The sequence below is a fragment of the Actomonas aquatica genome, from assembly GCF_019679435.2.
GTDB classification, from domain to species: domain Bacteria; phylum Verrucomicrobiota; class Verrucomicrobiia; order Opitutales; family Opitutaceae; genus Actomonas; species Actomonas aquatica.
Window position 1 is genome coordinate 5,192,908 of record NZ_CP139781.1, and the last position, 14,392, is coordinate 5,207,299.

The window sequence follows — 14,392 nt, forward strand, 5'->3', positions numbered from 1 at the left end:
ATCCAACTATGTTAAACCTACCCATCCTGCTCGGCATCGCTGCCGGCATCGTCTTCTTCGTTGGCTTTCTGGTGACCGCGGCCTCGCGCTACAAGCGCTGCCCGTCGGACCGCCTGCTGGTGGTTTATGGTAAGATCGCCGGCGGCAAATCCGCCAACTGTTACCATGGTGGTGCGGCCTTTGTGTGGCCGGTCATTCAAGGCTACCAATACCTCGACCTCACCCCGATGCCGATCGACATCCGGTTGGAAGGAGCGCTCTCGAAACAGAACATCCGCGTCAACACGCCGTCCACGTTCACGGTCGGTATTTCGACCGAACCGGGCGTGATGGAGAACGCCGCCGAGCGTCTGTTGGGGCTGGGTCTCGCGGAAATCAAGGAACTGGCGAAGGACATCATCTTCGGCCAGATGCGCGTGGTCATCGCCACGATGGACATCGAGGAAATCAACGCCGACCGCGACAAGTTGATCGCCAACATTTCCATGGGCGTGGAGGTCGAACTCAAGAAGGTCGGTCTGCGTCTCATCAACGTGAACGTGCAGGACATCACCGATGCTTCGGGCTACATCGATGCGCTCGGTCAGGAGGCCGCTTCGAAGGCCATCGCCGAAGCCAAGGTGAAGGTGGCGCAAGCCCATCGCGACGGTGACATCGGTGCGGCTGAAGCGCAGCGCGACCAGCGTGTGCGCGTGGCCGAAGCCGATGCCGTGGCAACCGAGGGTGAAAACGCTGCCAAAGTGACGGTGGCCAATTCCCACGCTAGTCGTCGCGTGAAGGAAGCAGAAGCCGAACGGATGGCGGTCACGTCGGAAAAGGTGGCGCAGGCCACCGCCCTGAAGGATTCCTACGTCGCCGAAGAGGCGGCGGAAAAGCAGCGCGCGATCAAAGAAAAGGCCACTCAGGAAGCCAACGTGATCGTGCCGGCCGAGGTCGATCGCGACAAAGCGATCGTCGACGCCGAAGCGAGAGCCGAGGCGGTGCGCCGCATTCAAAAGGGTGAGGCCGATGCGGTGCGTCTGCAGAAGCAGGCGGAGGCCGATGGTCTCAAGGCCGTGAAGCAGGCCGAAGCCGATGGTCTGCGCTTCCGCCTCACCGCGGAAGCGGATGGTCAGCGTTTGAAGATGCTGGCCGAGGCCGAAGGCGTGGAGGCCTTGCTCAAGAACAAGGCCAAGGGTTTTGCCGAACTCGTCTCGTCCTTCAGCAGCGAGGAGCAGGCTCAGCTCATGCTCGTCATCGAGCAACTGCCGCGGCTCGTCGAGGAGCAGGTCAAGGCGATCCAGAATCTCAAGATCGACAAGGTCACGGTCTGGGACAGCGGCAAGGGCGCCGACGGCAAGAGCAGCACGACCAACTTCCTGTCCGGCCTGGTGGGCGCGTTGCCGCCGCTGCACGAAATCACCCGCAACGTCGGTGTCGAGCTGCCGGAGTATCTCGGCAAGCTGGGCAGCCAGCCCGCGCCCAAGGCCGCGGCCAAGCCGGCGGATGCGGCCGACGAATCCAGTTCCTGAATACAGGAATTTGACCACGAAAAAGCGGCACCGAAATCGGTGCCGCTTTTTTAGTGCGAATGGCAGGAGGGGGCGTCGGCCGACTGGTTTACTGCGACGCCTCGAGGTAGACCCGGTTGAGCGGGTGAATGTCGAGGAGGTTGCCCTCGAAACCCTTGAGCTCGGGACGCTGCAGCTGGTTGTTGGTGTAGTAGTAGAGCGGCACGATGGGGGAGTCCTCCATGAGGATGGCCTCGGCCTGGCGGTAGAGCTCGAAGCGAGCGGCCTTGTCGATGGTGGAGCGGGAGCGTTCGATGAGTTCGTCGTAGGCGGCGTTGCTCCAGTTGGTCTGGTTGTTGCCGTTCTCGCTCGTCATGAGATCGAGGAAGGTGGAGGCGTCGAGGTAGTCACCGACCCAGGCGTAGCGGGCGATGTCGTAGTTCTTCTCGCGCATGGTGTCGTTCCAGACCTTGGCCTCCTGGTTGTAGAGGCCGATGTCGATACCGAGCTCCTTGCGCCACATCTGCTGCAGGGCTTCGGCGAGCGCGCGGTGACCGTCGCTGGTGTTGTAGAGCAGCTCCATCTTGGGGAATCCCTCGCCGCCGGGGAAACCGGCTTCGGCGAGCAAGGCGCGGGCGGCTTCCGGATCATAGTTGATGACCTTGGGCGGCGTGTAGCCAGCGGTGTCGGGCGGGGTGAGCGAGAAGGCGGGCATCTGGCCGCCGCGCGCGACCGCGTCGATGATCTGCTGGCGGTTCACCGTCATCGAAAGCGCGCGGCGCACGCGCGGATCGTTGAGCGGGGGACGGTCGACGTTGAGGCGGTAGAAATAGGTCGCGAGCTGCGGGTATTGCTTCAGGAGGTGGCTCCGCTCCGGGTCGTTTTTGTAGACGGCGATCTTGGCCTGCGGGATGGTGACGGTGGCGTGCAGCTGACCGGAGCGGAAGGCGGCCTCCTCGGTGGCGGAGTTCTCGATGGGGTAGAAGTTCACCTGGTTGAGGATGACGTTGGCGTTGTCCCAATAGAGCTCGTTGCGGCTGAGGGTGATGATCTGGTTCGGTATCCATTCCGTCAGGACAAAGGGACCGTTGCCGACCAGATTGCCCGGGCGGGTCCAGCGGGTGCCGCGCTGGGCGAAGTCGCCGTGGGCGAGGATGGTGTCACGATGAATTGGATACCAGACGGCGTGGGCGACCATGCCGGGCAGGTAGGGCACCGGGTAGTCGAGCGAGAGTTGCAGGGTGTGATCGTCGAGGGCTTTCACGCCGACCTCGCTGAAGTCGTCGACCTCGCCACTGAGGTAGTCGCGAGCGTTCTTGAGACAGAAGAGCATGGCGGCGTATTCCGAACCGAGCGCGGGGGAGAGCACGCGCTGGTAGGACCAGACGAAGTCGTGCGCGGTGACCGGATCGCCGTTGGACCACTTGGCTTCGGGGCGCAGGTGGAAGGTCCAGGTCTTGGCGTCGGCGGAGGACTCCCAATGGGTGGCGACGCCGGGCACGGGTTCGGCCGTGCTGGGATTATAGCTGGTGAGCCCTTCGAAGAGGCCGATCACGATCTGGAAGTCCTGCAGGCTACTGATGATCTGCGGATCGAGGTCGGTGGGCTCGGAAAGGTTGCCGAGGTGGAAGATCTGCTCGCGGTTGCCGATATCGACGGGGGTCTCGCGTTTGCCGCAGCCGGCCAGGAGGAGAGCACCGGTGAGCGCGACAGCACCGAGAAGAAGGGAGGAACGAATTCGCATGGGCCAAGGGAAGCGACCCGGCCGAGCGCGCAAAGCAAAAACGCCGCCGCCTCACGCCGATGTGGTGGAGAGCGGCGGCGGGGAAAAGGCGGGGGCGGGGATGGGATGGACGTCAGTCGACGCTGCCGGGCGCCTTGGCCTGCAGTTCCTCGAGGCGGGTCTGGAATTCGGCGAGGCGGCCGAGGAGTTCCTCCTCCTTTTTCGCCCGTTCGCGGCTGTTCACGATGCTGAGTTGGGAGGCGTCTTTGATGACGCCGGCGGGCAGGGTGAGGATGCGGGTGAGGATGCCCTTGTCCTCGAAGGACGAAAGATAGAGGGCGGCCAATTCCTGGGAGAGACCGAGTGAATCGCGGGCGATGGCCTGGGACTCGGCGAGGTTGTTGTTCAGGGTCTGGTTCTTGGCCAACTCACTGGTGAGCACGACGGAAAGTTGGTTGGAAATCTCTTCCGAAATGCGTTCGAGGATAACCCGGTTGGCGGCCTGATCGTCGGAGAGCTGGGCGAGGAGCGGGCGAATCCGATCGGTGAGGCGGTCGGAGACACGTTCGATCTGGGCGTCCTCCTGCTGGGCGGCTTCGGCGGCGGATTGGGGGAGTTGACCGTAGGGCTGGATGCGGTCGGCAACGGCGGCAGCGATCTGGTCGACTCGGGTCTGTTGCGCGGAGGCGAATTCCTCGTCGCTGAGCAAGAGGTCGGACTGGCGGCTCTTGATCGCGTCGCGGAGGAAGGTGTTCATCTCGTCGATCTGCTGCCGGGTTTCGGCGGCGGCGGCTTGGAGTTGAGCTTGGGTTTGCTCGCGCAGAGCGACGAGTTCGGCGTCCTGTTGCGCGCTCATTTGTCGCACGGTTTCGGTGTGCAACCAGTAGGCCAGTCCCCCGATGAGCAAGATGGTCAGGACGATGGCGGGGAGCTGTTCCTTGAGTTTGGACCACATGGTGCGGTCAGGCTAGGCGCGGGCGGGCGCACATTGCAATGATGGCGCGTGACGGGTTTGCGTTTGAAAACGCGGCGATGGCTGGCGATGGCTGTCGGCGCATGAGTTTAAACCGCAGCGAGCAGATGGTAAGTGACTACGTGGAGGAGAATCCGGAGGAGCGTCGCTTTTGGGTGGATAAGGTGAAGGCGACGGCTGCGGCGGAGCCCGATGAACATGTGGCGGCGGCTCGATTGGCGGAGGAATTGTGGCGCTATTTTGAAGAGCGGGCCGCGGTGGTTTCGCCGTTCCGGGACCTGAAAGACCGCTTCGGGTTGGGCCCCTCGAGTATGCGCAACCTGGCCGAGTATTGGCTGCGCCTGTGGGTGGAGCCGCGACCCAAGAAGCGGTCGAACCGCCAGCCTTACGCCTGAGAGGGAAGAGGTTTTTCTTAAAGTCGCTCGGCGGCTGGGCCGAAGAGGGGAGGTATGGTTTCAACCGTTCCTGCTGCGAGGCAGGAGCTGGGTTCAAAAGAAATCCAAGGGGCGGACTGCACTGGGGTAGGCGGTCCGCCCCACCCTTTTGGGGGAGAGGGAGTTACGAAAGTCGCGGGGCTGTAACAGCAAAAATAATACGCCTCAGAACCATTCCCCGTTTACATCTCGGGATGAGTTGTTCACAGGTTATTCCCAATAAATGGCGACTCCGAGCAGTAAGACTGTCTCAGCTCCATCCAGAACGAAAAAACCTCGGGTAACCCCCAAGACCTTCGTTCTCGACACCAACGTCCTCCTACACGACCCCCAGTCGATTTTTAAGTTTGAGGACAACAACCTCGCCATCCCGGTAGAGGTTCTGGAGGAGCTCGATCGAATAAAAACCGAACAGTCGACCGAGCGCGGTCGCAACGCCCGCAGGGTGCATAGGCTCCTGCAGGAATTGTTGCCCGACAAAAGGTCGATGGAAGAAGGCGTCACGCTGGATACCGGCGGCACGCTCTCGGTGGTGATCAATCGTTACCACGAGACCGGCGACTACTCCTCCCCGGCGATGCAGCGCCTCAAGGCCGTGCTGCAGGACCCGCACAAAAAGGACAACCGCATCATCGCGTGTGCCCTCTTTGTGCAGGAAAAATACACGCCTCCCACCATCCTCGTCACCAAGGACGTGAATGTGCAGCTGAAGGCGCGTGCGGTCGGTCTCGAGTCGCAGGACTACCTCAACGACAAGGTGCCGGAGATCGATGACGAGGAGATGAGCTACCGCGAGGTGCCCGTCACCATTTACGAACTCCAACGCTTTTGCTCCGAAGGGCACCTCGACGTCGGCGAGACGATGGAGAGTCAGCCGCCGTTGGAGATCAACGAATACGTCCTGCTGCGCTCCGATGAGGACAAGACCATGCCGGCCCGCCACATCGGCAAAGGCCAGGTGCGGCGCCTGCGCATTCCTGAGTTTGTCAAAGCCCCCGGCGGCATCCCGATTCGGGCCCGCAATCTGGAGCAGCAGTTCTTCATGGACGCGCTGATGGACGACTCGATTTCGTTGATCACCTGCTTCGGAAAGGCGGGCACGGGCAAAACGCTCATCTCCACCGCCTGCGCGATCACGCAGACTTTGGACGATCACGGTCGCTACGACGGCGTGTCGATTTCGCGCCCGGTGATTTCGTTGGGCAAAGACATTGGTTTCCTCCCCGGTTCGTTGGAGGAGAAGATGAAGCCGTGGCTGCAACCCTACTACGATGCGCTCGAGGTGTTGATGCCATCGAAGCCGCCGAAGGACCCGCAGTTTGCAGCCAAGAAAGTGGCGAAGAAAAAGGTGCGCAAATTGCCCGAGGCCCCCATGGAAGCGGGCACTGGCATCGCCGCGCCGATGAAGCCCTACGAGAAGCTGATCAACAGCGGCGTCGTCGAGATCGAGGCACTGTGCTTCATCCGCGGCCGCTCGATCGCCCGTCGTTTCTTCATCCTCGACGAAGCCCAACAGCTCACGCCGCACGAAGTGAAGACGGTGATCACCCGCATCTCGGAAGGCTCCAAAATTGTGCTCATTGGCGATCCGGCGCAGATCGACAATCCCTACGTCGATTCGCGCAGCAACGGTCTCGTCTACTGCCACAATCGCATGAAGGGCCACTCCATCTCGGCGCACGTGAAGCTATCGAAAGGCGAGCGCTCCAAGCTGGCCGAACTCGCGGCGGACCTGCTCTGAACCTTGTCTCCGGCGCACCGATGAGTGCGCCGGTCGGGTGCCAGCGCCTCGCAGGGTGCAAGGGATTGGCAATTGTCTTCACGGAAGCTCGGGTGCTTAGTCGACGCATGCTTTCGTTGCGTGGTGTCCTTGCATTGATCGGTGCCGTCTGCGGCAGTGCCGTAGTCGTGGTGGCGGATCCGCTCGATTTGGATTACCCGCCACCAAAGGTCGGCACCGCGTTGGCGAAAGCCGCTGATCCGGCGACGCGGGCGAAAGCGGAGGCGATGCTGAACGATCCCGCCTATCGCGCTGCGCACCGCAACGCGTGGGCTCGCATGGTTTTGACGATTTCGCCCGACGAGATTGCGAGCGAATCCACGTTGCTCAGTGACTTCAGAGTCTCCGACGCGGGTAGTCATCCCCATCACGGTGGCCATTTTTCCGTAGCGGTGGCAGGGATGGAAGCCGGGCATCGCGTTGCGGAGAACTTACGCTACCGTCTGCAGCGGGTGTCACTGGAGGAGCGGGCGCGATGGGTCGACGAACTGGTCGCGTTGCAGCAATCGCTGCGGGCGGAGGAACGAGCGCCGCTGCCGTATTGTCCGCAGCATCGCTACGCGTCGAAGGCAGATCGGAAAGAAGCGCAGCGCGCGGCGCGTGAGGGGCGCTAAGGGCAGGGATTCAAGAATATAAGATTGACCCCTTAGGCTCGGGCGATCCAGCGCGTGTTCATGCTTTTGGCGGCGGCGTCGCGCATGCCGTAGCCGACCAGCCATTCGTCGCCGGCGTAGGTGTAGCCGGTGATCTCGGGCTTCGCCACCGCGTCGTCGCGGAGACGGTGCATCATCGTCACCGAACGCACCCGGCGCACGCCTTGCATGCGTAACCAGCCGTCGACGTGCAGCAGCGTGCGGCCGCTGTCACAGATGTTGTCGACCAGCATCACTTCACGACCGACCGGATCCAGTCCCTGCCAATCGACGAACATCTTGTCCAGCGGCGCGCCGTTTTCGGTTTTATTGTAGGCATACGCCCGGCAGAAGGCCGGTTCGACCGAGCGCTGCATTTTGAGCAGGAGCTCGGAGAAGAAAAATACGCCACCGCGCAGGACACAGATCGCGAGCAACATCTTGCCGGTGCGCGCCTCGGCGCCCTCGGCCCAGGTGTCCATTTCGGCGGCGAGCTTGGTGAGGGCGGCGTCGATGGCCTCGCCATCGTGCAGGAGTTCAAGGTGGTCAGGGAGCGGCATGGTGCCGCAGACCAAAGCAGGGCGGATACCGTTTACGCGGAAAAGAATATTACGCTCAGGGGCCGAGGACCAGGCGGTCGACGATCACACCGTGAGGGTGGAGCCGATTGGCGAGAGCGGCGGCGAGGCGCTCCTCGCTGCTGGGTTGGTCGCTGGTGGTGCGCAGCAGCCTTTCCAGCTCCGGACGCACGAGTATGGCAGCGTAGTTGGGGCCAAGCTGTTGGTGCAGCTGCGGGAGTTTCGCAGGCTCCGGATGATAGGTAAGTTGGTAGGTTTGGAGGAGAGTGCGCCCTTCGACATCGACGACGCGGAGTCGGCCGTTCAGGATGGGCGGCGTGAGCGCATAGGAGAAGAGTCGGTCCCACGGTGGAATGATATGCCAACCCGGCCGCAACGTGGCGCCCAGGTCGGTGCCGCCAGCCAAGCGCCGATAGTGCACGGCTTCATGGTCAGCTGGCACGTGGCGAATGGTCGCCAATGCGACCGTGATGGCGAAGGCGCCGAACAGGAGAGCCGGAATCCGATTCCGCCGTCGACGATGAGTGGGTGACGCGGCCACCCTCAGCTCGTGATGACCTTGGCTTGAGCCTGGGCTTCGAGGCAGAGGCGGGCGGCGGTGAAGATGTGATCCTGGGTCATCGCTTTCTCGGTGCGGTGGAGGCAGTCCAGGATGAGTTCGCCGAAGAAGCGGTAGCCGATCTTGCCGGTGACGTCGAAGTGATGCTCGCCCTTCTGGTCGACGAGAAACACCTGATCCGCGACATGCGGCTCGCGGCCGACGTCGACGTATTTGCGCAACTCGATGTAGCCGTCGGTGCCGAGGATGATCATGCGGCCGTCACCCCAGGTGCGCAGGCCGTCGGGCGTGAACCAGTCGACGCGCACGTAGTTGGTAGCGCCGTTGTTGCCCACGAGGTTGGCCTCACCGAAGTCGTCGAGCTCGGGGTGATCGGGATGGTTGTAGTTGGCGATGGCGGCGTGGCTGACGGTGGCGTCGGTCGCGCCCGAGAAGGTGAGGAACTGCTCGAATTGGTGGCTGCCGATATCGCAGAGGATGCCGCCGTATTGCTCCTTCTTGAAGAACCAGTCGGGGCGGGACGGCGCGTTGAGGCGATGGGGGCCGAGGCCGAGCACCTGGATGACTCGGCCGATGGCGCCGTCTTTGATCAGGTCGGTCGCATACATGGCGCTCTCCACGTGGAGGCGTTCGCTGAAATAGACGGCGTATTTGCGTCCGGTTTCAGCCACGACCTGCTTGGCGCGTTCAAATTGGTCGAAGGCGGTGAAGGGCGTTTTGTCGGTGAAGTAGTCCTTGCCGGCGCGCATGACCTGACAGCCGAGGTCGCCGCGCAGATTGGGGATGGCGGCGGCGGAGACGAGTTGCACGGACTCATCCTCCAGCACCTCGTCGAGCGAACGGGCGACGCGGGCCTGCGGGTATTGTTTACAGTAGGCTTCGACCTTGGCGGGATCGGGATCGTAAACCCATTTGAGTTCGGCCCCGGCCTCGATGAGGCCGTTGGTCTGGCCGTAGATGTGGCCGTGATCGAGATGCACGGTGGCGAAGGTGAATTCGCCGGGTTGCACCACGGGAGAGGGTTTGCCCTTTGGGGCGTAGGTCATGCCGTCGCTGGAACTCATATCGGGGAAGGGTTTTTAACCACGAATGGACACGAAGAACTCCGCTACCGCTTCGTTGGCAAAGGGTGCCATTGAAGCGAAACGGTAGTGAAGCCTTTCGTGTCCATTCGTGGTTGAACAACTAAGCCTGTTCGGCGGACTCGCGGGTTTGTTTGGCGAGGTCTTTGATTTCGCGGTCGATCGACTGGCGGACCTTTTTGGTCATGCGATCGATGAAGAGGGTGCCGTTGAGGTGATCGGCTTCGTGCTGGATGCAACGCGAGAAGAGGCCGTTGCAGATGAGGGTGTGGGGCACGCCGCCGGCATCCTGATAGGTGACGCGGATCTCATCGGGACGCACGACGTCGCCGTTGATGCCGGGGAAGGACAGGCAGCCCTCCTCGTAGATAGTGTCGTCGCCCTCCAGGATCTCGATCTTGGGGTTGGCGAGGCTCATCGGCATGATGAGTTCGAGGGGCGGTTTGGCGCCGTCGAGCTCCCAGTCGAAGTCGCGGTCGGCGCGAGCGAGGTCGACCACGCAAAACTGGATGGCCTTACCAATTTGTTGGGCGGCGAGGCCGATGCCATTGGCGCCGTGCATGGTTTCAACCATGTCGCGGGCGAGCGTGGCGAGCTCGGCATCGAAGGTGGTGACCGGCGCGCCTTTGGTGCGCAGAACGGGATCGTTGTAGTGAACTATCGGGAGAACCATGGGTCTTGAAGCAGGCAAAGGTGAGTTTGCGTCCGGTGCGCCGCAACTCGATAGTCCGTTTCGCATGAGCTCAACGTCGTCCGCGTCCAACCCTCGCTGGGTGGCCCTCGCCATGGTGCTGGGTGGCCTCCTGCTGGCGGCGGGCGCGTGGATGCTGCCGGTCAACCTGCTCGCGCTGCCGAGTGCGCTGGTGCGCGAGGCTGGTCGGGGCACCCCGACGGTGGTGGAGGTCGGGCAGGAGCTGCTCGCCCGGGAAAAACTCGGACCAGCCACGCTGGTGCGCGATGCGGCGCGGGTGGTCGAGGCGGATCCGACAGCGGTGGCCGCCCTTGAAGCCGCGCTGGCTCGCGAGGCAGAACGGCAGCCGGAGTTGGTGCCGTGGGGCGGGTGGGATCCGTTTTTGGAGCCGTTGGTGGATCGCACCGACACGCTCGGGCGGCCGGACTCGACGCCGGTGCTGGCGTTTTTTGTGCGGCGCGAGGCGCGGGCGGATTTGGCGGGGTTTTTGCGCAACTCACGCTCGGCGGGCGTGCGGGCGATGCTGGAGCTGCGGCTGATCGATCGCGCGCAGCAGTTTGTGCCGGCGATGCGACCGGGTGGACAGGCGCTGGATGCGACCATCCTGCTGGCGGCGCTGTTGTATCAGGGCGAGCACCTGTCGGATTCCTTGCAGCGCGAAGTGCGCGATCTCGCGGAGCGGGCGGCGGTGGCGGATGACCTCACCGAAATCGAACCCTTCTTTCTCGACCTGCTCTCGCTGGGTAAGCGCCTCAACTGGATCCAGCTCACGGAGCTGCTGCGGATGGTCGACAGCGTGCAGACGGTGGCGGAGTTTGCCCACCTGAGTCGGGTGGCGACGGAGGACCTCGCCAGCGTGTATGCGGCGGCGATGGCGGCGGATGCGGCCGATCCTGTCGCCACTTACTTGATACGCTATGGACGGCAGGGCCTAGCCGATTTGCGCCTGGCGCTGGCGGCGGGGCAAGGGGCGGTGCGGCAACTGGTGGCGCGGCAGGTGCCGGTCTCGCGGGAGGCGGGTCCGACCTTGAGTGCGGTGGCGGCGTTTGGGCTGCTGCATCCGCACTGGCTGCTCGCGCTGAAATACCTCGGCATGTTGGTGGGCGCATTCCTGCTGTTTCGCGGTCTTGATCGCGCGGTGGCGGCGCGACTGGCGAGCGGCGGTTCACCGCATCTTTCCAGCGGCGTGTTGGCGGTGCTGACGGCTGGCGTGGTGATCGCCGCGACCGAACCCTTTTTGCTGCGGGCGGCGCCGCCCTCGGAATTTCAATTCACCTTCGCGCTGCCGGTGTTGGCTGACATCACGGACACCACCTCGGCGGAACTTACGAAACCTTCTACCACCATGGACACCTCGACCCTGCTTACGATCGGCCTGTTCGCCACCCTGCAAGTGGCGATGTATCTCATCTGCCTGCTCAAGATCGGCGAGATCAGCCGCCTGGAGGTGCCGGCGACGGTGAAGCTCGAGCTGATGAAGAACGAAGAGAACCTCTTCGACGGCGGCCTTTACGTCGGTATCGGCGGCACGGCGACGGCGCTCGTTTTTCAGGTCTTGGGTTTGATCGAGCCCAACCTGTTGGCGGCGTATTCCTCCAACCTATTTGGCATCTGCTGCGTGGCGCTGGTGAAAATCCGCCACGTGCGACCCTATCGTTGCAAGCTGGTGCTCGAGGCCGCGAAGACCGGCGCGCTGGGCGCGGCCGGGGCGGTGACCGTCGAAGATTGAGCTGATTTTCCGCGCGATGAATCGCACCCTCTTACTCATCCTCTGCGACTTCCTGTTGCTCACGCTGCTGGCGCTCACGCGCTGGGAGACGGCGGAGCCGGAGCGTCCGGTGGAGCAAACGGCTGGTCCGGTCGAGGCCGACGAAGGCGCCGTCACGGCGGCCGATGACGTGGTCGAGCTCATGCAGTTGTCCTTCGAGGATCAGCAGGCGGAGCAGGCGGCGATGGAAGCCGACATGGCGGCCCAACTTGAAGCCCGCGCGGTCGAACTGGCGGAGCGGGAACGGGCGCTGCAGGAACTCGAAGCGGCGCGCAACGCCCTGCAGGCGGAGCGGGCGACGCTGTCGGCGGATTTGGCCGAGACGCAGCGCACCGCGGCAGAGTTGCGCCAACGCGCCGAGAGTGCAGCGGGCGAAGCGGCGGCGTCACGAGCGAGAGTGGAGCAGTTGCAACGTGACTTGGAGGCCAAGGAAAACGAAGCCGCGCAGACGGCCGCGCAGGCCGCGCAGTTGGCGGAAGAGAAGGCGGCGGCGGAAGCGCAGGTGCAACAGCTCAACGTCGCGGTGGCCGTGGCGGAGCAGGAGAAAACGCTGTTGCGCGAGACGGCGCAGACCTTTCGCGAGCAGGCGGAGAAGGAGCGCGAGGAGCGCATCAAGGTGCAGGAGACGACCACCCAGCTCGCGCAGGGCGTGGGCGCGCTGGCGGAGCGGTCCGAGGCGATCACGCAGGAGATCCGCGAGAACCGGCCGATCAACGCCAACATCCTGTTCAGCGATTTCCTGCTCAACCGCGTGCCGGCGCAGTTCAACGCGGCGCGGATCAATGTGTTTGGCAACGAGCTGACCCGCAACGCGGTGGCGCGCACGATCCTGGTGCGCGACGGGGAAGCGATCTACGCGATCATGCATGTGGAGGACACGCCGTTCAATTTTGAGGAGCCGGCTTCGCAGTGGGCGCGGGTGTTTGTGACCCTGGCCAAGGACGGGGTGCGGGCGGCGGCCCCGGCGTTGCATTTCATCAATCGAGATCCGCGCATCGTGGCGATTCCGGTGGAGGCGTCACAGGCGACGGCACTGGGGGTGAAGATTTACGATATGACGATCGTTCCCTTCCGGTTTCCGGAGGCGGTGCTCATTAGCAAGGGCGGCGAAGGTTATGGCGAAGTGCCGTTTAAATTGGAGTCGGACCTGCCGGGTTATGTGCGCATGGACAACCGGTTGATTCGGCGGCTGGCGGGCGACTATTCGCCGAGTCGAGGCGACCTCGTGCTGTCCAAAACCGGTGAGTTGTTAGGCGTGATGGTGACGTCGGATTTGTGCGCGATGGTCGATGAGATTTCGGCGGCGGGCACGATCCGCACCGGTGATACCAGCGGGCAAAATCTGGAAGGATTGCTGGAGCGCATGGAGGCGCTGGCGGAGAGCCGCGATCGTTGATCGGTGATGGGCGAGATGAGCGCAGATGCTGCTGGTGAGAACGGTGGAGTTGTAGGGCCGCCGCTTGCGGCGTGCCGCATGTGCACGGGGGGACGGAGAGGCAGGGGCGGCGCGGCGCGAGCGCCGGCCCTACATAGGAGGTTGTCGTGATGAGGCCTAACATCCTATGGATCGTGACCACGCAATGGCGGGCGCAGGCGCGCGCGGCGATGGGCGATGTGAATGCGCGCACGCCGCACCTCGACGTGTTGGCCTTGGCGGCCGACGGTTGCGACTATCAGCAGGCGACCACGCCGCATCCGTTTGGGCCCTTTGCGCGGGCGGCGATGCTTACAGGCGTAACGTCGCCGGAGAATGGCTTGGCGGATTATTGGGATCCGTTGCCGAGTGGAGCGCGCACGATCGCGCACGACATGAATGAGCGCGGTTATGTTACGGCGTGGTTTGGCAAGTGGCACTTGGCGGAGCGTGATCGCAATGCGCCGCTGGTGGGCGACGCGCATGCGCGTATGATCGTGCCGGATACAGCGCGCGGCGGCTTTGGTTTTTGGGAAGGATTTGAGAGTGGGTTTTTGCTCAATGATCCGTGGTTGCACGGCACGCGTTTGCCGGAGCCGGTGCAGGTGTCGGGGTATCAAAGCGACGTGCTGGGCGAACGGGCGGCGGCATGGTTGGCGGATCGCGAAGCGGCCGAGGCGCCGTGGTTTGCGGCGGTGAGTTTGGAAGCGCCGCATCCGCCGTATGCCGCGCCGGCGGCGGGCGTGAAACCGATGGCGCCGGAGGAGGTGGTGTTGGCGGACAACGTGCCGACAGCGGCGGCGGAGCGGGCGCGACGGGAGTTGGCGGGGTATTACGCGCACATCGAGGCGACGGATCGGGCGATCGGGCGGTTGGTCGCGACGTTGCCGGAGGACGCGATCGTGGTCGTCACTTCGGTGCATGGCGACATGCACGGGGCGCACGGGTTGTTTCGCAAAGGTTGGCCGCACGAAGAGAGTGCGCGGGTGCCCCTGGTGGTGCGCGGGGCGCCGGGGGCACGTGGCGTGAACGATGGGCCGGTGTCGTTGCTCGATCTACCCGCGATGACGCGGGCGTGGGCCGATGGGGAGGCGTGGAGCTGTGCGCGGGAGCGCGCGCCGATTTCGATGCCCTGCGTGGTGCCGTTGGCCGATCAGTGTGACCGGGTGTGGTCGGGGTGGCGGTCGGCGACGGAGAAGCGGGTTTGGGCGGAAGGTGGAGCCGAGTGGGTGCTGGGGGAAGACTGAGAGGCAGGGTGGAGCGGCCGA

The 14,392-nt window shown here is 63.7% G+C and carries 13 protein-coding genes; 7 read left to right on the forward strand and 6 right to left on the reverse strand.

The genetic code is table 11. The features are described 5' to 3' along the window. Positions 1-8 precede the first annotated feature (8 nt). The gene (locus tag K1X11_RS19835; protein ID WP_221029514.1) at positions 9-1,511 is read left to right on the forward strand and encodes a flotillin family protein; all 1,503 of its coding nucleotides are present in this window, start codon (positions 9-11) and stop codon (positions 1,509-1,511) included. Between the two features lie 88 nt (positions 1,512-1,599). Here K1X11_RS19835 and K1X11_RS19840 read toward each other — a convergent pair whose 3' ends face one another. After that, the gene (locus K1X11_RS19840) at positions 1,600-3,234 is read right to left on the reverse strand and encodes a peptide ABC transporter substrate-binding protein (protein WP_221029513.1); all 1,635 of its coding nucleotides are present in this window, start codon (positions 3,232-3,234) and stop codon (positions 1,600-1,602) included. Between the two features lie 112 nt (positions 3,235-3,346). Continuing rightward, a complete protein-coding gene (locus K1X11_RS19845; RefSeq protein ID WP_221029512.1) occupies positions 3,347-4,168 on the reverse strand; it encodes a hypothetical protein in 822 nt (273 codons plus the stop codon). Between the two features lie 101 nt (positions 4,169-4,269). On the opposite strand from K1X11_RS19845, the gene K1X11_RS19850 reads away from it, so the two are divergent. The 3 genes from K1X11_RS19850 to K1X11_RS19860 all read left to right on the forward strand — a co-directional run bounded on the left by K1X11_RS19850 (position 4,270) and on the right by K1X11_RS19860 (position 7,014). After that, the gene (locus K1X11_RS19850; protein ID WP_221029511.1) at positions 4,270-4,581 is read left to right on the forward strand and encodes a hypothetical protein; all 312 of its coding nucleotides are present in this window, start codon (positions 4,270-4,272) and stop codon (positions 4,579-4,581) included. Between the two features lie 262 nt (positions 4,582-4,843). Continuing rightward, positions 4,844-6,361, forward strand: a complete 1,518-nt coding sequence (locus K1X11_RS19855; protein WP_221029510.1) for a PhoH family protein — start codon at positions 4,844-4,846, stop codon at positions 6,359-6,361. Between the two features lie 20 nt (positions 6,362-6,381). Beyond that, on the forward strand, positions 6,382-7,014 hold the full coding sequence (locus K1X11_RS19860) for a hypothetical protein (protein ID WP_221029509.1): 633 nt from the start codon (positions 6,382-6,384) through the stop codon (positions 7,012-7,014). Between the two features lie 32 nt (positions 7,015-7,046). On the opposite strand, the gene K1X11_RS19865 is transcribed toward K1X11_RS19860, so the two are convergent. The 4 genes from K1X11_RS19865 to def all read right to left on the reverse strand — a co-directional run bounded on the left by K1X11_RS19865 (position 7,047) and on the right by def (position 9,924). Further along, on the reverse strand, positions 7,047-7,592 hold the full coding sequence (locus K1X11_RS19865) for a phosphoribosyltransferase (protein ID WP_221029508.1): 546 nt from the start codon (positions 7,590-7,592) through the stop codon (positions 7,047-7,049). A gap of 55 nt (positions 7,593-7,647) precedes the next feature. Further along, positions 7,648-8,052, reverse strand: a complete 405-nt coding sequence (locus K1X11_RS19870) for an SPFH domain-containing protein (protein WP_324726031.1) — start codon at positions 8,050-8,052, stop codon at positions 7,648-7,650. A gap of 101 nt (positions 8,053-8,153) precedes the next feature. Beyond that, complete coding sequence (locus tag K1X11_RS19875; RefSeq protein ID WP_221029506.1) at positions 8,154-9,233, reverse strand: Gfo/Idh/MocA family protein; 1,080 nt, start codon at positions 9,231-9,233, stop codon at positions 8,154-8,156. A 121-nt stretch (positions 9,234-9,354) separates the two neighbouring features. Beyond that, positions 9,355-9,924: a peptide deformylase gene (gene def, locus K1X11_RS19880; RefSeq protein WP_221029505.1), complete on the reverse strand. Its 570-nt coding sequence runs from the start codon at positions 9,922-9,924 to the stop codon at positions 9,355-9,357. A gap of 64 nt (positions 9,925-9,988) precedes the next feature. Between def and K1X11_RS19885 the strand changes: the two genes are divergently transcribed. The 3 genes from K1X11_RS19885 to K1X11_RS19895 all read left to right on the forward strand — a co-directional run bounded on the left by K1X11_RS19885 (position 9,989) and on the right by K1X11_RS19895 (position 14,371). Continuing rightward, on the forward strand, positions 9,989-11,671 hold the full coding sequence (locus K1X11_RS19885; protein ID WP_324726032.1) for a hypothetical protein: 1,683 nt from the start codon (positions 9,989-9,991) through the stop codon (positions 11,669-11,671). Between the two features lie 16 nt (positions 11,672-11,687). Next, entirely contained in the window at positions 11,688-13,106 is a 1,419-nt protein-coding gene (locus K1X11_RS19890; RefSeq protein WP_221029503.1) for a hypothetical protein, read from the forward strand. A 149-nt stretch (positions 13,107-13,255) separates the two neighbouring features. After that, positions 13,256-14,371, forward strand: coding sequence for a sulfatase-like hydrolase/transferase (locus tag K1X11_RS19895; protein WP_221029502.1), 1,116 nt, complete (start codon positions 13,256-13,258; stop codon positions 14,369-14,371). Positions 14,372-14,392 lie beyond the last annotated feature (21 nt).